Annotated in this window: 20 protein-coding genes and 1 riboswitch; of the genes, 1 reads left to right on the forward strand and 19 read right to left on the reverse strand. The window is 43.3% G+C overall.

Annotated elements, in window-relative coordinates; translation table 11 throughout:
* Positions 1–52 precede the first annotated feature (52 nt).
* The 9 genes from G632_RS0109450 to G632_RS0109490 all read right to left on the reverse strand — a co-directional run bounded on the left by G632_RS0109450 (position 53) and on the right by G632_RS0109490 (position 10,010).
* Positions 53–601 (reverse strand): putative ABC transporter permease, encoded by a 549-nt coding sequence (locus G632_RS0109450; RefSeq protein ID WP_022768822.1) that lies wholly within the window; start codon positions 599–601, stop codon positions 53–55.
* 440 nt (positions 602–1,041) lie between these two features.
* Positions 1,042–2,367 carry a phosphomethylpyrimidine synthase ThiC gene (thiC, locus tag G632_RS0109455; protein WP_022768823.1) on the reverse strand — a complete coding sequence of 442 codons (1,326 nt, stop codon included), beginning with the start codon at positions 2,365–2,367 and terminating at the stop codon, positions 1,042–1,044.
* Positions 2,368–2,387: 20 nt separating this feature from the next.
* Positions 2,388–3,182, reverse strand: a complete 795-nt coding sequence (gene thiD, locus G632_RS0109460; protein WP_022768825.1) for a bifunctional hydroxymethylpyrimidine kinase/phosphomethylpyrimidine kinase — start codon at positions 3,180–3,182, stop codon at positions 2,388–2,390.
* Positions 3,179–3,703 (reverse strand): energy coupling factor transporter S component ThiW, encoded by a 525-nt coding sequence (thiW, locus tag G632_RS0109465; RefSeq protein WP_022768826.1) that lies wholly within the window; start codon positions 3,701–3,703, stop codon positions 3,179–3,181. The genes thiD and thiW overlap by 4 nt, the downstream gene beginning before the upstream one ends.
* Positions 3,700–5,157, reverse strand: a complete 1,458-nt coding sequence (thiE, locus tag G632_RS22155; protein WP_196802281.1) for a thiamine phosphate synthase — start codon at positions 5,155–5,157, stop codon at positions 3,700–3,702. Before thiE ends, thiW begins: the two co-directional genes overlap by 4 nt.
* Positions 5,158–5,249: 92 nt before the next feature.
* A riboswitch (TPP riboswitch) is annotated at positions 5,250–5,350 on the reverse strand.
* A 45-nt stretch (positions 5,351–5,395) separates the two neighbouring features.
* Positions 5,396–6,658, reverse strand: a complete 1,263-nt coding sequence (pepT, locus tag G632_RS0109475) for a peptidase T (protein WP_022768829.1) — start codon at positions 6,656–6,658, stop codon at positions 5,396–5,398.
* A 3-nt stretch (positions 6,659–6,661) separates the two neighbouring features.
* On the reverse strand, positions 6,662–7,654 hold the full coding sequence (locus G632_RS0109480) for an asparaginase (protein ID WP_022768830.1): 993 nt from the start codon (positions 7,652–7,654) through the stop codon (positions 6,662–6,664).
* Between the two features lie 15 nt (positions 7,655–7,669).
* Positions 7,670–9,412 (reverse strand): dihydroxy-acid dehydratase, encoded by a 1,743-nt coding sequence (ilvD, locus tag G632_RS0109485; protein ID WP_022768831.1) that lies wholly within the window; start codon positions 9,410–9,412, stop codon positions 7,670–7,672.
* Between the two features lie 49 nt (positions 9,413–9,461).
* Entirely contained in the window at positions 9,462–10,010 is a 549-nt protein-coding gene (locus tag G632_RS0109490) for a TetR/AcrR family transcriptional regulator (RefSeq protein ID WP_022768833.1), read from the reverse strand.
* A 151-nt stretch (positions 10,011–10,161) separates the two neighbouring features.
* On the opposite strand from G632_RS0109490, the gene G632_RS0109495 reads away from it, so the two are divergent.
* Positions 10,162–11,067, forward strand: a complete 906-nt coding sequence (locus tag G632_RS0109495) for a ketopantoate reductase family protein (protein WP_022768834.1) — start codon at positions 10,162–10,164, stop codon at positions 11,065–11,067.
* Between the two features lies 1 nt (position 11,068).
* Here the strand turns inward: G632_RS0109495 and G632_RS19465 are convergent, their stop codons facing one another.
* The 10 genes from G632_RS19465 to G632_RS21165 all read right to left on the reverse strand — a co-directional run bounded on the left by G632_RS19465 (position 11,069) and on the right by G632_RS21165 (position 21,672).
* Positions 11,069–11,458, reverse strand: a complete 390-nt coding sequence (locus G632_RS19465; protein ID WP_022768836.1) for an iron chaperone — start codon at positions 11,456–11,458, stop codon at positions 11,069–11,071.
* Entirely contained in the window at positions 11,442–12,395 is a 954-nt protein-coding gene (locus tag G632_RS19470) for a carbohydrate kinase family protein (RefSeq protein WP_022768837.1), read from the reverse strand. The genes G632_RS19465 and G632_RS19470 overlap by 17 nt, the downstream gene beginning before the upstream one ends.
* A gap of 13 nt (positions 12,396–12,408) precedes the next feature.
* Positions 12,409–13,395 carry a serine hydrolase domain-containing protein gene (locus G632_RS0109510; protein WP_022768838.1) on the reverse strand — a complete coding sequence of 329 codons (987 nt, stop codon included), beginning with the start codon at positions 13,393–13,395 and terminating at the stop codon, positions 12,409–12,411.
* Between the two features lie 86 nt (positions 13,396–13,481).
* The gene (locus tag G632_RS0109515) at positions 13,482–14,045 is read right to left on the reverse strand and encodes a biotin transporter BioY (RefSeq protein ID WP_022768840.1); all 564 of its coding nucleotides are present in this window, start codon (positions 14,043–14,045) and stop codon (positions 13,482–13,484) included.
* A 155-nt stretch (positions 14,046–14,200) separates the two neighbouring features.
* On the reverse strand, positions 14,201–14,974 hold the full coding sequence (locus tag G632_RS0109520; protein ID WP_022768841.1) for a biotin--[acetyl-CoA-carboxylase] ligase: 774 nt from the start codon (positions 14,972–14,974) through the stop codon (positions 14,201–14,203).
* A 13-nt stretch (positions 14,975–14,987) separates the two neighbouring features.
* Positions 14,988–16,043 carry a glycosyltransferase family 32 protein gene (locus G632_RS21155; RefSeq protein WP_022768842.1) on the reverse strand — a complete coding sequence of 352 codons (1,056 nt, stop codon included), beginning with the start codon at positions 16,041–16,043 and terminating at the stop codon, positions 14,988–14,990.
* Complete coding sequence (locus G632_RS0109530) at positions 16,040–17,023, reverse strand: LacI family DNA-binding transcriptional regulator (protein ID WP_022768844.1); 984 nt, start codon at positions 17,021–17,023, stop codon at positions 16,040–16,042. Before G632_RS0109530 ends, G632_RS21155 begins: the two co-directional genes overlap by 4 nt.
* Positions 17,024–17,114: 91 nt before the next feature.
* Positions 17,115–18,575, reverse strand: a complete 1,461-nt coding sequence (locus G632_RS21160) for a sensor domain-containing diguanylate cyclase (protein ID WP_022768845.1) — start codon at positions 18,573–18,575, stop codon at positions 17,115–17,117.
* A gap of 144 nt (positions 18,576–18,719) precedes the next feature.
* Positions 18,720–20,030, reverse strand: a complete 1,311-nt coding sequence (locus G632_RS0109540; protein WP_022768847.1) for an ABC transporter substrate-binding protein — start codon at positions 20,028–20,030, stop codon at positions 18,720–18,722.
* A 16-nt stretch (positions 20,031–20,046) separates the two neighbouring features.
* The gene (locus tag G632_RS21165) at positions 20,047–21,672 is read right to left on the reverse strand and encodes a histidine kinase N-terminal 7TM domain-containing protein (protein ID WP_196802282.1); all 1,626 of its coding nucleotides are present in this window, start codon (positions 21,670–21,672) and stop codon (positions 20,047–20,049) included.
* Positions 21,673–21,706 lie beyond the last annotated feature (34 nt).

Consider the following 21,706-nt stretch of genomic DNA (forward strand, 5'->3'; position numbering starts at 1 on the left):
ATGGTATTTATCATGTAGTTAAATCTTCTTCTCTTCATACATTTCGCCTCTTTTATCCCTTAAAGTTGGGGCCAAGCCAGATACGGCAGATCAGATCCACAATAAACAGCGCAAATACCACAATAAAGATAATATTATGGATGCGATTGTCTTTGTATTTGTTCTGAAGCTTTACGATAGCCGGATGTATAACGCATATTGCAAGGCATATAAGAAGGCCAAACATCAGACTTGGAACAAGCGCAACCCTTCCCTTATAATTCATGAAGTATGTTGAATAGTTCCAGGTGTATCCACCAACGGTCTTGTCCATTATATAGCTTGCAACTAATTCTGCTATCGTAGCTATAAGACCGCCGACTATAAATACTGTCCAGGGCTTTTGGATCTTAAGCAGTCTGAATATGCCAAGGATAATGAAGAATCCAATTCCATAAATAGGAAGCCACGGTCCAAATAATGTTCCTCTGTTCAGGAATCCCCTGCGATGATATATCACATCGCACCATATAGACTCATACAGCCATCCTCCGAAGCAATATATCAGAAAGTATTCAATATAGTCCCGAATAACATACCGGTTTCTAATCCAGTCCTTCATATCTTCCTCACCCCCGACTATTAGCCATTACACATTCTACTATGATAGCATTTTCTACGCCCATCGAGTACTTTTTCTGATATATATAGAAAGTTTTCGCCTGTAAAATTTTTGGATGTCTGATTTTCTATGCCCATAGCTTACTTTTTGTCATATATGGAGAAAATATAAAATCCGGCTTTTTCATTTTCTATGCCCACAAGGCACTTTTATTCATATATGTAGAAAAATAGCTCAACATTTCTTTTTCACTCAAATATTTTCTATGCCCACGAGGCACTTTTTCTGATATATGTAGAAAATTCAATATATAGAATTTCTTAGACATCACAACTCCCCGGCTATATAGCTTTTGTGATGTATCAGTACTCTTTACCAGGTAATCGCCCCAGTATTTGACGCATCTATGCCCGATGTAATCGTCCCGACTCAGTATCAGATCAGAGAATATCTATATACTCACCATTCAAGGCCTTGTTCATGCTTCGTACAGCGCAGAACTTACCGCACATGCTGCAGGTATCGCTGTGGTCATCCTCAGGCGCTCTGCTATCTCTTATAGCCTTGGCTGTAGCAGGATCAAGCGCCTCCAGCCACTGTGCATCCCAGTCCAGGTTCTTTCTGGCCTTAGCCATGCGATCATCTCTGTCTCTTGCTCCGGGAATTCCCTTTGCAATGTCCGCTGCGTGAGCTGCAATCTTGCTTGCTATGATTCCCTGATGTACATCATCCACATTAGGCAGAGCCAGATGTTCAGCGGGAGTTACATAGCACAAAAATGCTGCTCCGGAAGCAGCTGCGATAGCTCCTCCGATAGCTGCCGTGATGTGATCGTATCCCGGTGCTATGTCTGTCACAAGAGGTCCAAGAACATAGAAAGGAGCTCCCTTGCAGATAGTCTGCTGTATCTTCATGTTAGCTTCTATCTGATCCATGGGCACATGTCCCGGGCCTTCCACCATTACCTGAACATCTCTAGCCCATGCTCTCTCTGTGAGTTCTCCAAGCCTTATAAGCTCCTCTATCTGGCATATGTCAGTTGCATCAGCAAGACATCCCGGACGGCAAGCATCGCCAAGGCTTATGGTCACATCGTGTTCTCTGCATATCTCGAGAATCTCATCATAGTACTCGTAGAATGGATTCTCCTGACCCGTCATTGCCATCCATGCAAATACAAGGCTTCCTCCGCGGCTTACTATGTTCATCTCTCTCTTGCCGTTTTTTATCTGCTCTATGGTATTTCTGCTGATTCCGCAGTGAAGGGTAACAAAGTCGACGCCATCCTCAGCATGGAGCCTGACAACGTCCACAAAGTCCTTAGCTGTCAGGGTTGCGAGATCTCTTTTGTAATGTATGACTGAATCATAGATAGGCACAGTACCTATCATCGCAGGGCACGATGAACAAAGCTTTTGTCTAAAGGGCTGCGTATCACCGTGGCTTGAGAGATCCATGATAGCCTCAGCCCCCATGTCTACTGCTTTCATTACCTTCTTCATCTCTACGTCCAGATCCTTACAGTCTCTGCTAACTCCAAGATTGACGTTGATCTTGGTCTTTAGCATACTTCCGACTCCGTTGGGATCAATGCCTTTATGATTCGGATTTGCGGGGATAACTACTTTCCCCTCTGCAACCATCTGCCTGATAAATTCCGTATCTCTGTTTTCTTTTTCTGCCACCACCTTCATTTCAGGCGTCACTATGCCTTTTCTGGCAGCCTCCATCTGTGTGGAATAAGGTCTTTCATTAACAAAGTTCATACACTCTCTCCTGATTGTTTTTATACAAATACATGCCAAAGCGGCCCATGACCTGTTCCGAGGTCAAGCCCTTCTCTTATGGATTTATCAAGGTACTGCTTGGCATTTTTTATGCTGCTACAAATGTCACAGCCAAGTGCCAGGTAAGAAGCAATCGCGCTGGATAACGTACAGCCTGTTCCGTGGGTGTTTGGATTATCAACCCTCTCAGACTCGTACCAATAAAGCTTCCCTCCTGTTGTTGCAAGCACGTCACAGGATAGCTCATCACTTACCATATGACCACCTTTAACAAGGCAGTTGCAGCCATAAATCTCAGCAATCTTCACGGCTGCTCTTTCCATGTCTTCCCTGCTTTTTATCTCTCCTGCCCCCATAAGAACTTCTGCCTCAGGGATATTCGGTGTAATAAGATCTGCAAGCGGAATAAGTTTCTTGCAGAGCGTAGTGATCCCGTCTTCTTCCATTAGCCTTGCTCCGCTGGTTGCGACCATAACAGGATCAAGAACAATATTTTTCGCATTATAAAACTTTAGTCTGTCCGCGATAGCCTCTATAATGTCACTCTGAAAGGTCATTCCGATCTTGACTGCATCCGGAAAAATATCGGTAAACACCATATCCAGCTGATCCGAGAGCACCTCTATACTAACCTTCATTATGCTCTTTACTCCGGTGGTGTTCTGGGCCGTAACGGCTGTAATGGCACTCATTCCATATACTCCGCAGCCGTGCATGGTCTTAAGGTCGGCCTGGATTCCTGCTCCGCCGCTTGAATCACTTCCTGCTATCGTAAGCGCACACTTCTTTTTCATCTTGCTACCCTGCTCTCTTTGAGCATGTTCTGAAGTTTCTCAAGGACATGATTCTGCTTGAGTACCGTGATAAGGACTGCTGCAATCAGCGTTCCGCCTACCGTGCTCACAAGGAAAGGTACTACATATACGCAAAGAGCCACCTCTTTTCCCATAACAAAAGCAGCAACCGGGTAAGCAAGTAAGCCTCCGATGATACCCGTTCCTATAATCTCAGCCACATATGTGAATGTGAGCTTACCTGTGTATTTGTAAACAAGTCCGCAGCAAAGAGCTCCGATCATGCTCCCCGGGAAAGCAAGAAGTGTTCCTGTCCCCAACAGGTTTCTGATAAGTGAGGTGCAGAAGGCAATTCCAACGCCATACCATGGTCCTAAGAATACCGCAGAGAGAACATTTACCATGTGCTGGATTGGAAAGCACTTTGATCCTCCAACCGGTATCGAAAATGTCGAGAGCACAACCGCCAGTGCCACAAACATTCCCGATAATACAAGCTTAACTACTGATTCTTTCTTCATCCTAAAATCTCCTCCTTAGCCTTTTCCTTAAGGCTTTTTGTGTTTTCTTTTATATCAGAAGCACCAAAGATGCTTGATATCACTGCAATTCCGGATAGGCCAAGTCCCGATAAATGATGCAGGTTTTCACCCGTAATACCGCCGATGGCGACCACCGGAATCGGAATACTTGATGTGATCTCCCTATAGGTTTCAAGGTTCATCATGGGTTTTGCGTCCTTCTTTGTGTCTGACCCAAAGGCAGCTCCGACTCCCAGATAATCAGCTCCCAGCAAAAGAGCTCTCTTCGCCTCTTCAAGATTGTGGGCCGTGGCGCCGATTATGAAGTCCCTGCCAAGGACCTCTCTAGCCTTTTCTATTGACTCATCTTCAAGCCCTAAATGGACGCCTGCTGCCCCTACCACCCGGCATACTTCCACGTTGTCATTGATGATAAGAGGAATATCATAGTTCTCACATATCTGATTGACCTTGACCGCCGTTTTTATGTATTCAGTTGTGGTCATGTTTTTCTCCCGGAGCTGTATCATTGTTGCTCCGCCCAGAATGGCCTGTTCAACAGCCTCCGACAGACTTATTTCCCCCTGAAGGATATCCCTGTTGGTTATTGCATACAAAAACGTATCAAGTCTTCTAAAACGATCTCTCCTGCTAAGCCTTGTAAGACTCAGCTGATCGATGAGAGCATTCTTGTACTCCATAGTCCCAAGTCTTTTTTCATTTTGGCAAAAGAGCTCTGCCCTGGCGGCGTTTATCTGATAAAGTAAAACGCCTTCCCTGATGGCATTTACATAATCATCTGTCTCGTCTTCTTTCTTGGCAGCTCCAAGGTATGAGCCGATTATGGCGCTCATCATACATCCTGCTCCGGTAAAGAGCTTTTGCATGCTGCTGCCACCGGGTAGTTTATAGATCAGATTTGAAGAAGCATCTGCGATCAGCACGTTTTCTCCGCTTACAACGACCACAGCCTTTGTTGCTTTGGAGAGACTTAGCAAATCTTTTTTAGGCAAACGGCTCCCAGTATCTTCCACACCGGCAAATACCTGCGTAACTTTCTCTCCTTTAGAGATACCGAGTATTTCGCATATCGCCTTAATTTCCGATGCGTTTCCTCTGATGCAGGCAAAGTGAACTTTTGCCAAAAGCTCTTTTAACATATCTCTTCGAAAGTCAGTTGCACCGGCACCTACCGGGTCAAGGGCAATAGGTATACTCAGCTCATTAGCTCTTTTACCTGATGATAAAAAGACCTTCAGCCTCTCCGGTGACGGCGTTCCGGTGTTGATAACAAGGCCATCGCAGTTCTCTGTTATCTGCGCACACTCGCACAGGGCATCTCCTCCTATGGCCGTAGCTCCTACGGAAAGACATGCATTTACCACGTCACAAGCAGTAATGTAGTTGGTTAAGATGTGTATTTGCGGGCGAATTTCCCAAAGATCATAAGTCATATCAATTACGTTTGATCATGACTGAGAGAGTTTTAGCACATTCTGTCAGATGGACATAAAAAAGCGCCATCTGATACAGATGACGCTAATTACGCTTAACTAATTGACGATTCCTACGTTGGCATTATCCAAATCAGGTTTAGGGTCGTGCTCATGCACCTCTCAGCCATTATCAGCTCCCCTTGTCCGGTATTTTGTTGTGTTTGCAGGCCTTTGCGACCTTCAGTTATAGAATATATCACGCATTGTCGGCAATAGCAAGAGCACTTTCGCAGATATTCAGCAATATCTCTACATTTTTTACCATGGACTGTATTGGTACATACTCAAATCTTCCGTGGGCGTTTTCATAACCTGCTGAAAGATTCGGGCACGGAAGGCCTCTGAATGAAAGGGCTGCTCCGTCGGTCCCTCCCCTGAAGGGCTCGCAGACAGGTTCTATACCTGCTTCCTTTATCGCATCCTTTAAGATGTCTATCATGAACGGAACGTCCTTCAGAACTTCCTTCATGTTGCTGTACTGATGGATAACCGTAAGCTTCACGCGGTCATCTCCATAGTCTGCTCCCAGCTTGTCTGCGCACTTCTTAAGGAAGTCTTCGCGCTTTTTGAAATTATCGTGGTCAAAGTCGCGGACAAGAAGCCTTACCCTTGCATGCTCGCAGTCGCTCTCGCAGGAGATCAGGTGATAAAAGCCTTCCACTCCTTCGGTATACTGGGGCTTTTCTTTCTTTGGCAGCATAGCCATAAGCTCAGCTGCCATATCAACTGCATTTACCATGATGCCTTTGGCTGTTCCCGTATGTACGCTTCTGCCTGTAAACTCAAACACCGCTTCCGATGCATTAAAGGTCTCATCCTCATACCAGCCAAGATGATCACCATCTAAAGTGTAAGCTACCTTTGCTCCAAACCTCTCAAAATCCAGGTCCCTTGCAAGTCCACCAACCTCCTCATCGGGGGTAAACGCAATGCATATGTCCCCATGCTTTACATCGCTATGATCAACCAGATACTGGGCAAAAGACATGATGGCTGCAATCGAAGCCTTGTCATCCCCTCCAAGCAGTGTTGTTCCGTCCGTCAGTATAAGGTCCTGTCCTATGTACATACTAAGGTTTGAATAGTCTGAAGCCTTCATTACGATGTTCTTCTCTTTATTAAGAACTATGTCTCCGCCATCGTAGTTTTCCAAAACCCAGGGCTTAACATTTGTTCCGCTGGCATCGGGAGCTGTATCAATATGGGCAATGAATCCTATAGGCATTACCTGACTATCCTGCACATTTGAAGGAATTCTGCCATATACAACGCATCCTTTTTCATCCATATAAACATCGGATACGCCTATGCTTATAAGCTCATCCTTAAGCACACGTGCAAGGTCTTTTTGCTTCTCTGTTGTTGGCCAGTGCCCGGTATATTCCGCCGACTGAGTATCGATCTTTGCATATCTGATCAGTCTTTCTTTTACCTGCTCATAAACTTCATTATTGTTCATATGTTACGCCATTTCTCCTGCTACATTTATAGAATAATTATCACGTATTTCTTTTACATCCTCAGTCAGTCCAAGTATCCACATGAGCTTTGTAAGGGCTGCTTCTGTTGTCATGTCGTGAGCTTCAAGTGCACCGATTTCAAGAGCTCTTTTACCTGTTTCATAGACATCCATCTTGGTGCCTTCGTACCGGCACTGGGTTCCGACAACCACTGTGATTCCGCTCTGAATAAGCTTGTCCAATGCTCCTATGAAGTCATGCTTGATAAAAGGCATTCCTCCGATTCCATAGGCTTCGATATATATTCCCTTATATCCCTGATCAGCAATTGATTCGATGAAGCTCCTGTGTATTCCGGGGAACATTTTGATCATGCAGACCTTGTCTGAATAGGTATCTGTAAGTTTGAAAATCCCTGTTCTCTCCGGAACTGCCGACGTATCAATCTTCATTCCAAGTGAGCTTATAGTAGCGATGTTAGGATAATTGATACTTTCAAACGCATCGAAACTAAGTGACCTTACTTTTGAAGCCCTGCATCCGAGCATTACTTTTCTGTTAAATGCCACAAAAACACCCGGTATCTGGCTGGCTGCCATATGAATGGCGCATCTGCAATTTTCCATCGCATCAGCAACAGGATTAGTGATAGAAAGCTGCGAGCCCGTTATTACAACGGGAATATTTATGTTCCTCAGCATATATGAGAGCATAGACGAGGTATATGCCAGTGTATCCGTGCCATGGATCACTACAATTCCATCATAGTCGTTACGGCACTGGCTTATTCTTTTTGCCAGCAAGCTCCAGTCTTCCGGGAAAATATTTGCACTGTCCACTGAGCAAAAGTCCTCAATCTCAATATCAGTATCTCCCGATACCATCTGAAGCTCTTTTTGCATGTCATGGATTGAAAGTCCCGGTATAAGGCCGTTACTCTTCATTACGGCAGACAATGTTCCGCCTGTATTTATGATCAATATTTTTCTACTCATTTTTACTCCTCAGCATTACTCTAAATATGCGCCTTTCATTGGACTTACGGCGTGATTGGCAAAGAGCTTTAATACGCCTTTGGTGTATCTTCTCTTTCGTGGCATCCAGCTCTCTCTGCGCTTTTTAAGGATTTCTTCTATCTCTTCAGGAGTTTTTCTCTCTCCCTTGATGCCAACGATATTTAGCTTTCGCTCCATCACATCAAGTTCTATGAGATCTCCCTCCTCGACAAGAGCAATAGGTCCACCCGATGCTGCTTCCGGAGAACAGTGACCAATTACAGGGCCTGTAGATGCTCCGGAGAATCTTCCGTCAGTTATAAGCGCTATGGACCTTCCCAGCTCTTTATCCGAGCTGATGGCTTCAGATGTATAGAACATCTCAGGCATTCCGCTGCCTTTAGGTCCTTCATATCTTATAAATACCGCATCATTTTTCTGCACCTTGTGGTGAAGCACTGCATCAAGACATTCCTCTTCAGAATCAAAAGGTCTGGCATAAAGAACAGCCTTCATCATCTCTCTTGGACATGCTGTATGCTTTATTACGGCGCCTTCGGGTGCGAGATTTCCTTTGAGAATCACGATGCTTCCATCCGTACCTATGGGATCAGTATATGGTCTTATTATATCTTCTCTTGAAACTGTAATGCCATAACGTCTACAAAAGTCTGAAAGGCCAAGTTCGCACTTCTCATAATAGCCGTTTTTCTTTAGTTCTTCCAGATTTTCTAAAAGAGTCTTACCTGAAATGGTCATTACATCAAGATGAAGTTGGTCTTTGATTTCCTCCATGATCCTCGGAACACCGCCTGCATAGTGGAAGCACTCAGCCGGCCAATGGCCTGCAGGTCTTATATTCAATATGTAATGGGCTCCCCTGTGAAGCCTGTCAAAAGTATCACCGTCTATCTCAATACCAAGTTCATGTGCAATTGCCGGCAGATGCATCAGAGCGTTTGTGGATCCTGAAATAGCAGCATGGACCAGAATAGCATTTTCAAAGCTATTTAGGCTTAAGATATTCGATGGACGCATATCATTAGAGCCTGCCATTTCTACTGCTCGCTGTCCTGATCTGTAAGCGCAGCTTCTTATCTCTTCCCCATCCGCAGGTAAAAGCGCACTGCCCGGAAGCGCAAGTCCCAAAGCCTCTGCCATTATCTGCATGGTTGATGCTGTTCCTATAAAAGAGCATGCTCCGCACCCGGGACATGCATTTGACTTAGCCCAGTCAAGCTCATCCCGTCCTATCTCGCCTCTCTCAAACTTTGCACTGTACATACCGAGCTGTTCCAGAGTCAGCATCTTAGGTCCGGCCTTCATTACACCTCCCGGTACAAAAACCGAAGGTATATCAACTCTGAGCATTCCCATCAGGTTTCCCGGAACCGACTTATCACAGCTTGCCAGAAAAACTCCTGCATCAAAGGGCGTAGCATTTGCTTGGATCTCAATCATGTTTGCCATCATCTCCCTGCTGGCAAGGCTGTAATTGATCCCGTCTGTCCCCTGGCTCTCTCCGTCACACATATCGGTGCAAAAATACCTGGCTCCATGGGCGCCTTTGCTCTCAATTCCCTTAATAACTTCAGCAGTGAGATTGTTAAGGTGTACACTGCCCGGATGGCTGTCTCCGACGCTGCTCTCTACATAAATCTGAGGCTTTGAAAGATCCTCCTTTTTCCACCCCGTTCCAATCCGCAGTGGATCAAGCTCCGGCGCAAGTTCTCTCATTTTCTGGCTCTGAAGATTCATATTTTTCATCTCCTGTCGTCCTTATGTCTATCGATGTAAGTTCCATGCATTAAAAAAGATTTTCCATATATGGCTTTAGCATATCCATAAGAAGATCTGTGGCTTCCTCAGGAGAAGTGTCCGGATAGCTTCTTATCCACAGGTCCATAACTCCAAGAAAGCCTGATACCAGAAATCTTATCAGAATATCTGCTTCTTTTCCTTTCTTAAAAGATGTATGATCAACTGCAATCTTAACCTGTTCCTCAACAGCAGACTCCATCTTTTTTAGAAGAGCCCCGTTCTTATCGTTTTCCAGAAGCAGTTTATATATCTCTTTATTCTCTCCAAGATAATTAAAGATCATCTGAAGAGAGTCTCTTTTTATCTTTATCTCTTCGCTTCCACTGCACTGTGTAAGCATCTCATCCACGTAACTGTCAATGCAATAGTCCATCAGATGATACTTATCCTCAAAGTGCAGATACACTGTGCCTCTGTTAATATCCGCTTCATCAGCTATATCCTGAATTGTGATCTTCTCGAAACCTTTTTCCTTAAGAAGCTTTAGAAACGCATTTAATATGAGCTTTCTTGTCTTTGCAACTCTTCTGTCCATATTTCCTCTTTCTGAACAATTTGACTCTATCTGTTGATTATCCAACATTTACAGGAACAATAGCTATTGCAGGTGCTATTTATCAACTATATGATGACGATAACACACAGGTGTCTATAAATCAACAAATGTTCATAAAGGAGTTTTGATCATGAAAATACTTATTTTAGGAAGAGGCGTGATCGGTAGTCAATATGGCTGGGCGTTTCAAAATGCAGGAAACACGGTAGATTTCTTTGTACGAAAAAGCAGCCGTCACACTTACGCTGACTATATAGAGCTGCACACCTATGATGGCAGAACCAAAAAGAATATAGATACAAAAAGGAATATCAATTTAAAGTATGAAATATCTCCGGATGAGAAGTATGATCTGATCCTCATCAGCGTAAATCCTGAACAGGTGACGAATGCTGTAGAGAGCGTAAAAGACTTTGCAGGTGATTCCACAATCCTTCTTATGGGAAACCATGGCGGAAATCCTGTGGATAATATCGATATTCTCCCCAAAGATCAGTTCGTTATCAGCTTCCCCAGTGCCGGCGGCGGAATCACTGATAATGTCCTGAACGGAATCTTATATGGGTCCGTGCAGATAGGAGCTTCTTCTGATACCCTCTCAAGTAGGGAGCAGATGGTAAAAGAGCTCTTTGAGTCCGCAGGTTTTAAGGTATCTGTCCACAAGGATATAAATGCATTTCTCTGGAATCACTACGTGCTCAACGCCGCCATGGAAACAGAGGTTTTAAAGCGCGGCAGTTTTGAAGCTGTGATCACATCTAAAGATGGCCTTGCAAGTATGATGCGAAACGTAAAAGACATGATCCCATATCTCAAGGCCAAGAACATCTCTCCGGATCTGCCTGTCAGAGCCATGAGTATACTCCCTGCAGATATTATCGCTTCTATAATGATGCGCACCATGTATAAGCCCGGTACACCAGCATATAGCGCCGTAGCTTTCAACAAGTATACCGTAGGCTACAGTGTAAGAGAGATCTGCGAAGATGCCCGTAAACTGGGAGTTTCACTTCCTCGCATAGAAAGTGCGCTGTAAGTCATTTATGAGAATTCATATTTCTCTCATAGCACCATCTTGATAAGTCTTTTATAAGATCAAGCGGCAGTTCTTTATTATTAGGCAATTGTATAGCGCCCTTACTTGTTTTATAGTCCTGCAATCGATCAGCAAAAAACTCAATAGCTTCAGGCCCTGGATACAATCCAATATGCTTTTTGGCAGCGGCAAAATGGATAATATTTCTTCCTTTCCAAAAAGTCGGCATTCCCCACGATATGCGTTCTTCTGCATTTGGCATTGCATCACTGATTACTTTGTAAACGTCTTCCAAACGAGGACGAATCGTTTCATCTTGTTCAGCTATATATTTCTTTATTGGATTCATATTTGTATGTACATCCTTTTGATCGTTAGTTTGAACAGCCATAGAATTGATACCTTCGCTTTGCTTCATAACTAATTTCAGCTATGCCCTGTGTTCCCATATGTTCTACCACAACAGATGACACAGCACATCCATACTTGCAAGCCTCCTGCAGGCAAAGACCTTTTGAAAGGCCATGGATGAATCCGGCAACGAAGCTGTCTCCTGCGCCGGTGGTATCGACAGCTTTCACATCAGGGTAAGCCGGGATGTGGCCTTCTTCGGAAGCATTTTTGTAGTAGCATCCCTCTTTCCCGCATTTGATGATCACGGTATTTGCTCCGTGCTCAAGAAATAGCTCTGCACTTTTTACAGGGTCACTCTCGCCGGTTAAGATCGATGCTTCCTTCTCATTTGGAATTATATAATCGATATACTTAAGGATCGGTTCAAGGTCTTTTATCGTCTCACCATTCTTGGCTGTTGTCATGTCAGCCACAAGTATACGCCCCGGAGCTTGTTTGATTCTTTCAAACACCTTTCCCATGTCACTTACGGTAAGCTTGGGCGATACAAAGATGCTGGCAAAACTCACAATATCTCCTGCATCTTCAAGATGTGAAAGAATATGCTCCTTGGATAGTTTCCTTAATGTACTCTCAGGATTAGTGATGAAGTATCTCTCACCATCGCCGTCCACAAGCACAATATTAGTTGCTGTCGGAATGTCTGCGCTGGTAGTTATCTTCCGTGTATCAACCATGTTTCTATCAAGACACTTTTTCACAATCCCGCCGGCTTCATCTTCTCCTAAAAGAGATATGATCTCAACATCGGTCCCAAGTTCCGATAATACAACTGCCTCATTAAGAGCATCCCCGCCACAGGACATTCCTATGTCCCGGGCAGGCACTGATCCCTTTGTGAAAATCTCTTTATCTACTGCACCAGCGAATATATCTACTATGGCTGCACCAATAACTGTGACCTTACAACTCATACATGAACTCCTGTTACAAAAGTGGTAGTACCTTCTTTTCTATAAACTCTACCCTGTCAAAAATCCGAGGCTTGAACGTACCTGTTATACCCACTGATACATTATCCTCCTTACTTACATAGATAATGTTTCCACTATCTCCGATAGCTGCGTATACTTCTCTGTCGTCATATGGTTTGTACCAGAGATATCCATAGCTCATATATCCCATTCTCTCGCCGAGTTTAAGATGTGGCGTCAGCATATCTTTCAGGTACTCCTCGGAGATAATCCGTTTGCCGTTAAAAGAGCCGTTCTCAAGGACAAGCTCTCCGATCACCGCCATGTCTTTTGCCGACATACATAGTCCCCAGCCTGCTGTAACGCACCCCTTAGGATCTGTGTACCACTCATATTTCCTGGGATTCTTGTTCATAAAGAAATCAAACTGGTCTTCCTTGGAGCTGTCTCCGTGAGGGATCCTGCAAGGAAGTCCCAATGGGGAAAAGAGCTCTCTGTTTGCAAAATCGATGCACTTCTCTCCGGTAGCTCTTTCGATAATACCGGCCAGAATCTGGATTCCAAGAGTCGCGTACCGAAACTCTCCTGTGATACCACCACGGCCTCCGAGGTTATCCAGAATCGCAAGCGTGAAGTCCTGAGATGTGCATACCTTTTTCCAGGGCTCTGACTTTCCTTTATATGGAGCTGTCATCGTAAGCAGATGCCTTATCGTCACATCATAGATTGTCTTCTCCCCGCGCTTAACAGTATAGTCAGGAAAAAAATCCATCACCTTCTGATCCACGTCTTTGATACATCCCTTATCCAGTGCAATTCCCGCAAGCAGCGCCATAATGCCTTTGGTGACCGAGTTGACATTCATGGCATCTTCGGTCTTAAAACCGTGCCAGCAATCGTCATAAGTAGCTTTCCCATCTTTGATCGCATAGATCTGGCATATATTGCTCTCATTATCGGTGCTGTCAGCGATAAACTCATGAAACTGTTCTCTATTCATCAAAAAAGCCTCCTCTTAGGTAAGATTCGGACGTCCTAAGAAAAGGCTAATATGATTAAAAATTGTTTTCAAGAAAAATCTTAAAATTATTTTATTACAGGTTCAATTCTCTTTGAAATTACTACAGCCAAAGCCAGCTTGAGAAGGTCGGGAATGATGAACGGGAATACACACCATCCGAGTACTGTAAGAAGTCCTACTTCTCCGCTGCTCTTCATATAGACATGCATAAACCATGCTGTTCCAAATGCGTAGCATACTGCAAGTCCAATAACCAGCGCTACTACCTTCATAACGATGTTCTTCTTAAAAAACTTAGTAAAAAGAATGTATATAAGACCTGTAAATAAGAAGCCGATAATATATCCGCCTGTATTTCCGAGAAGAACTCCTATTCCTCCGGAAAAGCCTGCAAATACAGGAACTCCGACCGCTCCAAGGAGTACGTAAACAAGTGTTGCAAGTGTTCCTCTCTCTCCGCCCAGTGCCAGCAGAACAAAGAATACTGCGAATGTCTGAAGCGTAAATGGTACTGCTGTAGGAATACTGATCCAGGAACATATAGCTATAAGTGCTGCTCCGATTGCAATATATACCAGATCCAAAACCTTTGAATTATCTCTTGCCTTTACTGCGTTTGCACTACTCATGATGTCAAATCCTCCAACAAATATTTGCAATAAATACCTAAATGAAGGTAACACACGCAAAAAAGATTGTCAACCTAACACGCTATATAAGTTGACAATCAAACATCTCTATGAGAAATAAGGTTGTTCCGTAGGCACATCAGTATTACCATTGTTTAGAAATCCAATATTTTCTCAATTATTCTCGCTATCAGCTTATTTTTGGTAATAGTGGCTTTGCCACTATCAAAAAGGCTGGATGCTCTTGTCTTCACATCCTCAGGGAAGCTGTTTATATCCGAGTCAAAGTTTATTCCTATTCCTGCTACAATCCACTGGAGAGTTCCACTGTCAAACTCACTTCCTGACTCAAGAAGGATTCCGCATATCTTTTTACCATCGACATACAGATCATTGATCCCGTCAATATAAGACTCTATGCCGGTCAGTTCTTTAATAGCGCTTATCACGGAGTTTCCGACAAAAGATGTAACTTCTTTATAGTCAGTACTGAACAAAAAATCAGGCCTTAGGACAATGCTCATATAGAGCCCTCCTTCTGGCGAAAAGAAAGTATGGTCCTTCCTGCCTCTGCCACCTGTCTGGGTCGCAGCAACTATGACTGTTCCGTGAGATGCTCCGTTCACCGCAAGCTCTTTTGCCTTATCACTTGTGGATACAAGGCTGTCGTAGACGTATATATCCGCCTTATCATAATCCATGGACAAAGAGGCTTTTATACCCTCAGCGGATATAATATCGTTGTTCCCGGTAAGCTTATATCCTTTATTGCTGACTGCCTCAATGCAATAGCCTTTTTCTCTAAGATCTTTTATGGCTTTCCAGATTGCATTTCTTGAAACGCCGCACTCACCGGCTATCTCTTCTCCGGAAGTGTATTTAGTTTTGTTGGATTCAAGTATAAACAGAACTTTTTCTGATGTACTCATTTTGCCTCATTCTTCATTTCAATGATTCAAGAAACCCTTGAATCTTATTATATCGCTCATTCATCGCCTTATGTGCAGGATCCGGAATCCAGCTTCCGTTGTGATGATGCACAGTATAGCTAAGGTCCGAACTGTAGATAATCCCAGTGTCAAAGCTTTTTCCGGTCAGCACCTCGAAGGGATAAACCGTGATGTCCTCTACAAACTGAAAGCCTCCGTCTTTTTTCAGACCATGCTTTTCTATTACCTGAGTGTAACGCACCGGGCAGGTGGAATTATCCCAGGTTCCATCTTCCTTAAGGTAGGGGCGCTTTTCATAGCTCTCACAGATCTCCTTAATGATCGGATGCCCGGGCCTTGAGCCCATTCCAGAGCCGCATTCTATTCGGTCCAGAGATTCGAAACTCATATATGCATCGTTGTATAGCAGATCATCAACAGGACGGAGCATCTCAACATCGAGATCCATATAAATGCCACCGTATCTGTAGAGCAGATCTGCTCTTGCATAGTCCGATGCAAATGCCCAGTTTTTGTGCTCTATTGCCTGCTCAAAGAAAAGGCAGCCATCCGGCTTATAAGTCTCCATGTTCCATATTTTTATCTCATAATCGGGAGCATATTTTTTCCAGGACTGCAGACATCTAAGATAAAGCTCCGGCATCGGATCGCCCGAAAACCAGATTGCGTGAATTAGCTTTGGAATAACCGGCTTGTCTTTCTTCCGATAATTCAATGGCGGCTTATTAACCGATAAAAGAAGCATATCCGCATAAAGAGATTCCAGATAAATTGCCGGAACAGCTTCGAACACAGAAAGCCTCTCATCCGCCTTCAGCTGGCCAAGTATCTCCTCATACCCGGTAACTGCGATCAGAATAACAGTTTTATCCCTGTCCATCTGTGCCAGTTTTTCTTTATCCGAAGCATCTGCAAATCCCTTTAGATTTTTGATCAGACCACTTTTTTGCAAAAAAGGATAAGTGATATTTCTGTAATGCTTTCCATTACCCCAGCAGATTATATCTTTAGTTTTCAGCTTTTCAAAATATCTTTCGATTTTGTTCATGTCACCGGCTTAATTGACTTTCTCCATTTAACCCTGGCACCGATCTTGAAATTATCAAAATTCCCCATGCCGTCTATTATGTCCGCAAGTGCCTGCATTGCAAGATAGCCCCTCTCATAGTTGGGAACACTCACCGTTGTAAGTCCCAGATACTTGGACATTATCACATCATCAAATCCGCAAACAGAGATGTCTTCGGGAACTCTTATGCCGTTTTCCTGAAACTTTCTTATGGCACCTATGGCCATCAGGTCGTTGGCACACACTAACACTTCAGGCATCTTAGGTTGCAGCATTATCAGCCTCGCAGCTGCTGCCCCGCTCTTCTCTGTCCAGTCCCCTTCATATAGGAGATTTCTGTTAAAAGAGATATCGTTTTCCTTTAATACGTCTCTAAATGCCCTGTATCTCTCCCTGTTGTCATCCGAATCTATACCACCCAGAAAGGCAAAAGACCTAAAGCCCGAATCCACAAGCTTTTCAACAAGAGTTCTCTCGCTCTCATAGTTTCCGGTCACCATGTTTTTTATCAGCTTATGGGGCATCTGACGGTCAAGTGTGACCATTGGAATTCCTTTGTCGGCAATCTTTAGGATTGTCGCATCATCCGTACTCCAGTCCATGATAATACAGCCGCAGATACTGTCTGAATCGGCATATTTTGAGAAGTTCTCCTTAGTACATATCAGGAGGTTGAAATCTTTTTTAACAGCATAATCACTTATGCCGTGAAGAACATCAAAGTAAAACTGGGCGTCAAAATCACTGAAGTTGATAGCAACTGTATTCTTCTTTCTTTTGTGAACCATCTCTTCAGCTCTTTTGGGGACATACCCAAGTTCTCTGGCAGCTTCAAGGATCCTGTCCCTGGTCTGCCTCCCCACGTTATTTTTGTTGTTTAGAACATTTGATACCGTAGTCGGAGAAACGCCGCATTTGTCTGCTATGTCCTTTATCCCCACCAATTTATCTCTACTCATACAAAACTCCTGAAAAAAAGCCTCTTCTTAGGAAAAACATCCTAAGAAAAGGCTAATATGACTGCAAACTGTTTTCAAGAACTTTTTACTTTTAAACCTCAATTACTGTGAATGTATCCCTGCTCTTTTTTGATTCATAAAGAGCTTTATCCGCAGTTGCAATCAGGTTATTTACCAGCTCTGTTCCGTAAGCGCCGCCAAAGCTCATGGTAATTTTAACATCAGGGTTATTATCAATCCTTATCTCTTTTACTGCTGACCTCAGATATGACAGCTTATTCTCAAGATCCTCCTTGGAGATATCAAAGAATACCATCATAAACTCATCACCGCCGTAGCGGATGACCACGTCGTCTTTTCTAACCGATTGTTCCAAAATCCTGGCAACTTTTTTGATTGCTTCATCACCACTTCTGTGGCCTGCTGTGTCATTGACTTCCTTGAATAAATCGATGTCTGCCATAACCACTGCATGACATGGCTCATAGATGAGCTTTTCATCCAAAAATCTTCTGTTACGGACTTTAGAAAGAGAATCTACATATATCTCAGTTTCAAATTCAGATATCTTCTTCTGCTGGGCCAGACTCTGCAGTTTATTATCCGTTGTATCCATGCAGCCATAAACAAGGTGAGCCAGACTTCCGTCCTCATTCCTGTCTCCCACCATAAAGACTCCGTTGAACCAGCGATTTGCGCTTTCGCTGTAAAACTCCATGGTAGTAGATCCATGTTCTTCAACGGCTGCAAGGATTTTATCCTTATCAAGCCAATCATATAAGTCTTTGCGGAAGCTCTCTGCAACTGATGAATCAACATTGTTTTTAAGGAACTGCAGAGCATCCGGATCCTTTGGAGCCATATCAACATATTCATTGCTGCTGATCATGCGATAGCTCATATCCCGTACATCAATAAACAGTGAGAAATTGAAGACTTTGCCAATAGCCTCAATGATCTTTATATGTTCCTCTCTCTCCTGTTGTGCTGTGATATCGCGATAGCATCCCATATAAATTTCAAGAGAGCCGTCATCAGGACGCCTTATAAATCTTCCCGCTCCGGTAACCCATATGATACTGCCATCTTTCTTTTGCATACGGTAGGTGGCATGCGTAATGTCCGGTAGTTCACGGTGCATTTTTACTGAGTCCCAGAACAGCTTGACAATGCCATCTCTTTCTGCGGGAACAAGAGTCTTAACCCAGCTCTCGAACTCATTGGGCAGATCTTCAATTCCGTCGTATCCAAGCATTTGTCTGGTCTCATCATTGAACTCAAAGCTAAGCAGATTCTCGTCGCGATCAAAAGTACAGAAATACATACCGGCTTTTAAGCCCTTAGCAAACATATCCTCTCTGAATTTCGCTATTCGATATTTGTTGTTGGCCTCATCTATCCTTCGATTACACTCATTTATAAGTTCACGCTGATCTTCAGGATATTCAGAAGCATCAAATAAAGGTGTCACATCAGTTACATCAATGCTTGCTTCAGCGACAAACTGACCTACACCTTTATCTAAAGTATTCACTACTGCAGAATTATCCATATGGCTCCTTCAAATCAATCATCAATTTAAAGTAATATTTTAACCCATATATCAATAATACCACATTTTTAACCAAATGACTGACTTTTTAAGTGCCTCACTGTTTCAAGATATAGTTCATGTTTAATCATACATTGCTCCCCATTATCGTACTGTTTCCTTAGATACTCTCTCAACCTGACCGGCGGCTTCTTCAGGAGTTATTTTCCCTGTTGCAAGCTCCTCAAGCGCATGACATACTGCAAGGCTCAGGTCTTCATACTTGATTCCTCTTGGCCCTGCAACATTGTTTTTGCCGTTTTCAATTATCACTTCAAGGTTTTTCTGGCCATCCTCGCTAAGCCCCTTGACGCTTAGTTCCATATCAGCTCTGGATGGCATATATTCAAGATATTGATTGACTAAAAGGTCCTGTCCTTCATTTACCAGATAGTCCATGAAGCGGAAAGCCGCTTCTTTCTGCGTTGACTCAGGGTTCATGCAAAGGACCACATCGGGATTTGCTGTTACAGGGGCTTTTTTCCCATCGCCATTCCAGTCGATCAGGAAAACATCGTGGTCTGCACCCTCTTTATCAAAAACAGACCTTGTTTTCTCATCGCTTACAGTATACATGTTCATGGCCCAGGATCCGTTGGTGAACATGGGTATACTGCCCTCACGCTGGAACATGTCATTAACAGTATCGTAGATTGGCATTTTAATAGCTTTGTCCTGGAACACTCCGCCCTCAAAGCAGTCCTGCCATATCTTAAAGGACTCAATTACAGGTTCTGAAACAAAGCTTTCCTTACCCTCTATTGCATCGTATAAAGCATCTCTGTCACAATCTGCTGCAATAGACATCCACATATCAAGATTCATCCATGAATCCTTGGCGCCAATCGCCAAGGGAAGTTGCCCGTTCTCACGAAGAATACGGCAGATTTCCTTCATTTCCTGATAGTTTACCGGAACTTCGCATCCATATTGCCTCAGCATATTTACATCTGCCCACATATATCCCGCATAAGTCTGTCCAAGCGGAAGTCCATATACTTTGCCTTTAGAATCACTTACGCGATCAAGACATGAATCAAGAAATTTATCCTGCCAATTCTCTCCCCATTCTCTTTCACAAAAAGGAGTCAGATCCTCCTCAAAGATCCTGAATGTATCAAAGGCAGAACCGGTACTTATTCCATATACGTCAGGTCCATCACCATCTATCAGTTCTACTCGCATATGTTCCTGATACGCATCTGATCTGGTAAACACATATTTGACCTCTATATCGGGATTCTCTTTTTCAAACGAGTCTATGATCTTGTATATCGGACTATCCGGTCCGTAATCTGCCGGATTCCAGGTTTGAAAGGTTATGATTGTTTTCCCATCCTGCTCTTTTGGTTCACATCCGGAAAGAGTAGTTAAACATATGATCATAGCCAAAATACACAGAGCACTTTTTCTCATAAACGATTTCCTCGCATCATCCAATTAACATGCGTACTTTAAAAATATCATTTTCAGCTATATATCTGATATTGCTGCCTGTCTTCTTCACAAAGTCAAGAACGCTTCTGGTTCCGATTCCATGGCCGTCCTCTGAAGCAATCGGATGCCCATCTTCATCAAGCTTAACCGGCCCACTACAGGAATTTGATATCTCCAAAAGAAGCTGCTGCTTATATTTGGCAGAAACTTCTATGAAACGCTCTGCTTCAGGGACCTTGTTGCAAGCATGGATCGCATTCTCAAGTAAGTTGCTAATGGCAATAGCCAGTTGCATCTCATCAACACCAACATTATGAGGAATATTGGCAGATACCTTTACTCTTATATTATTCCTCTCTGCAATGGCTACATAGTGCATAAGCGCTGCATTGACAGTAGTATTCTCACAAAAGCTTCTGCTTCCCCTAGGCTCCTGAGACATACGCTCCTCAAGACATTTTTTGGCTTCATCCACTTTTCCGTCCTGTATCAGAGATAAGATGAGCGCTTCAAAGTGTCTCCTGTCATGGCGCATTGCTCTGTCCTGCTGAAGGATCTCCTCTGTAGCATTCAGACGCTCTTTCATGCTGTTTGTAGCCATTTCCAAAATAGCTGCATCCGATTTTAATTGATACTCCCTCTGCTTAAGTACTGTTGAGTCAACCAGTGCATAGAGCTTTCCGATAACTTCTCCATCTGCCGAAAGTTCTTTTTCCTCAGGTGTGTAATACTTATCGCCAATCTCAATGGTATCGCCTTTAATGATTGCTTCTCTTAAGGTATTAACGACACTCATTGGGTCTTTGGTAATATCAGGATAAAGCTCTTTTGCATGCTCATTGTAGTACTGAAGCTTGTCGTCAACATCAAGAGCAATAACTCCCTCTGATAACCTGTCCACAATATAATCTCTGGCCATATCAATGACCCCAAGAAGGTTATATCTGAATATGGCAATGAACATGGAAATAGTGATCGCAACATTTCCAAAAACAGTTAAGTCAAAGTAATATGTAATAAAGAAAACATGTGCAATCTGGAACAAATAGAGAATTGACGCAATGAGGAATCCACCGATAATGATAAAGGCACGCCTTTTGGCAATTTTACCCTTGTGATATTTTATGGATCTGAACAGCATTGCTAAAACGATCACAATGACAACAGCCTGATACTGCATAAACGCCTTATGTACGATACCGGCTCTCTGCAAAAGAACCGGAAACATACCGGTCTTGTCGTACCAGATTTTGGAATAGTATAGATTATGGTTCTGAAATGTAAAAATGATGGCATAAACAAACACATCAATTAGAAGTAATGCTCTTACAAGGAGCTTCGGAATCGAAATGTGACACAGCTCAGCAGAAACCATAATAATGGAAAATAAAATAAACGCTCTACCTGCATACGAGAACTTTAGAGCAGCAATATGGCCATCTTCAGTTTTTGAAAGAAGTTCCAGAAGATATCCGGTATTGTTGACCAGCATTGTGATGCAGTTGAGAAAAAGATATGCATGAAGCTTGTTCTTGAGGTTTCTAAATACAACAACCCCCTCAAAAAGCATAGCAAATATGCTAAGTATTATCGCGCCTAAAAGAAATTCCCTCATAGTCATTTCTGTATACCCTTCATTCCATACATATCTACAG

The sequence above is a fragment of the Butyrivibrio sp. NC2007 genome (assembly GCF_000421405.1).
GTDB lineage: Bacteria > Bacillota > Clostridia > Lachnospirales > Lachnospiraceae > Butyrivibrio.

What these genes read in the sequence shown, in the direction of transcription:
- ilvD (WP_022768831.1), bottom strand. Translation starts at nt 9,412, where the DNA reads ATGAATCTTCAGAGCCAGAAAATGAGAGAACTTGCGCCGGAGCTTGAT.
- G632_RS0109490 (WP_022768833.1), bottom strand. Translation starts at nt 10,010, where the DNA reads ATGGACAGAAGAGTTGCAAAGACAAGAAAGCTCATATTAAATGCGTTT.
- G632_RS0109530 (WP_022768844.1), bottom strand. Translation starts at nt 17,023, where the DNA reads ATGAGTAGAGATAAATTGGTGGGGATAAAGGACATAGCAGACAAATGC.
- pepT (WP_022768829.1), bottom strand. Translation starts at nt 6,658, where the DNA reads ATGAACAATAATGAAGTTTATGAGCAGGTAAAAGAAAGACTGATCAGA.
- thiE (WP_196802281.1), bottom strand. Translation starts at nt 5,157, where the DNA reads ATGACTTATGATCTTTGGGAAATTCGCCCGCAAATACACATCTTAACC.
- G632_RS0109520 (WP_022768841.1), bottom strand. Translation starts at nt 14,974, where the DNA reads ATGAGTACATCAGAAAAAGTTCTGTTTATACTTGAATCCAACAAAACT.
- G632_RS21160 (WP_022768845.1), bottom strand. Translation starts at nt 18,575, where the DNA reads ATGGATAATTCTGCAGTAGTGAATACTTTAGATAAAGGTGTAGGTCAG.
- G632_RS21165 (WP_196802282.1), bottom strand. Translation starts at nt 21,672, where the DNA reads ATGACTATGAGGGAATTTCTTTTAGGCGCGATAATACTTAGCATATTT.
- thiC (WP_022768823.1), bottom strand. Translation starts at nt 2,367, where the DNA reads ATGAACTTTGTTAATGAAAGACCTTATTCCACACAGATGGAGGCTGCC.
- G632_RS0109510 (WP_022768838.1), bottom strand. Translation starts at nt 13,395, where the DNA reads ATGAATAGAGAACAGTTTCATGAGTTTATCGCTGACAGCACCGATAAT.
- G632_RS21155 (WP_022768842.1), bottom strand. Translation starts at nt 16,043, where the DNA reads ATGAACAAAATCGAAAGATATTTTGAAAAGCTGAAAACTAAAGATATA.
- G632_RS0109515 (WP_022768840.1), bottom strand. Translation starts at nt 14,045, where the DNA reads ATGAGTAGTGCAAACGCAGTAAAGGCAAGAGATAATTCAAAGGTTTTG.
- G632_RS19465 (WP_022768836.1), bottom strand. Translation starts at nt 11,458, where the DNA reads ATGGCTGTTCAAACTAACGATCAAAAGGATGTACATACAAATATGAAT.
- thiD (WP_022768825.1), bottom strand. Translation starts at nt 3,182, where the DNA reads ATGAAAAAGAAGTGTGCGCTTACGATAGCAGGAAGTGATTCAAGCGGC.
- G632_RS0109480 (WP_022768830.1), bottom strand. Translation starts at nt 7,654, where the DNA reads ATGAGTAGAAAAATATTGATCATAAATACAGGCGGAACATTGTCTGCC.
- thiW (WP_022768826.1), bottom strand. Translation starts at nt 3,703, where the DNA reads ATGAAGAAAGAATCAGTAGTTAAGCTTGTATTATCGGGAATGTTTGTG.
- G632_RS0109450 (WP_022768822.1), bottom strand. Translation starts at nt 601, where the DNA reads ATGAAGGACTGGATTAGAAACCGGTATGTTATTCGGGACTATATTGAA.
- G632_RS19470 (WP_022768837.1), bottom strand. Translation starts at nt 12,395, where the DNA reads ATGAGTTGTAAGGTCACAGTTATTGGTGCAGCCATAGTAGATATATTC.
- G632_RS0109495 (WP_022768834.1), top strand. Translation starts at nt 10,162, where the DNA reads ATGAAAATACTTATTTTAGGAAGAGGCGTGATCGGTAGTCAATATGGC.
- G632_RS0109540 (WP_022768847.1), bottom strand. Translation starts at nt 20,030, where the DNA reads ATGAGAAAAAGTGCTCTGTGTATTTTGGCTATGATCATATGTTTAACT.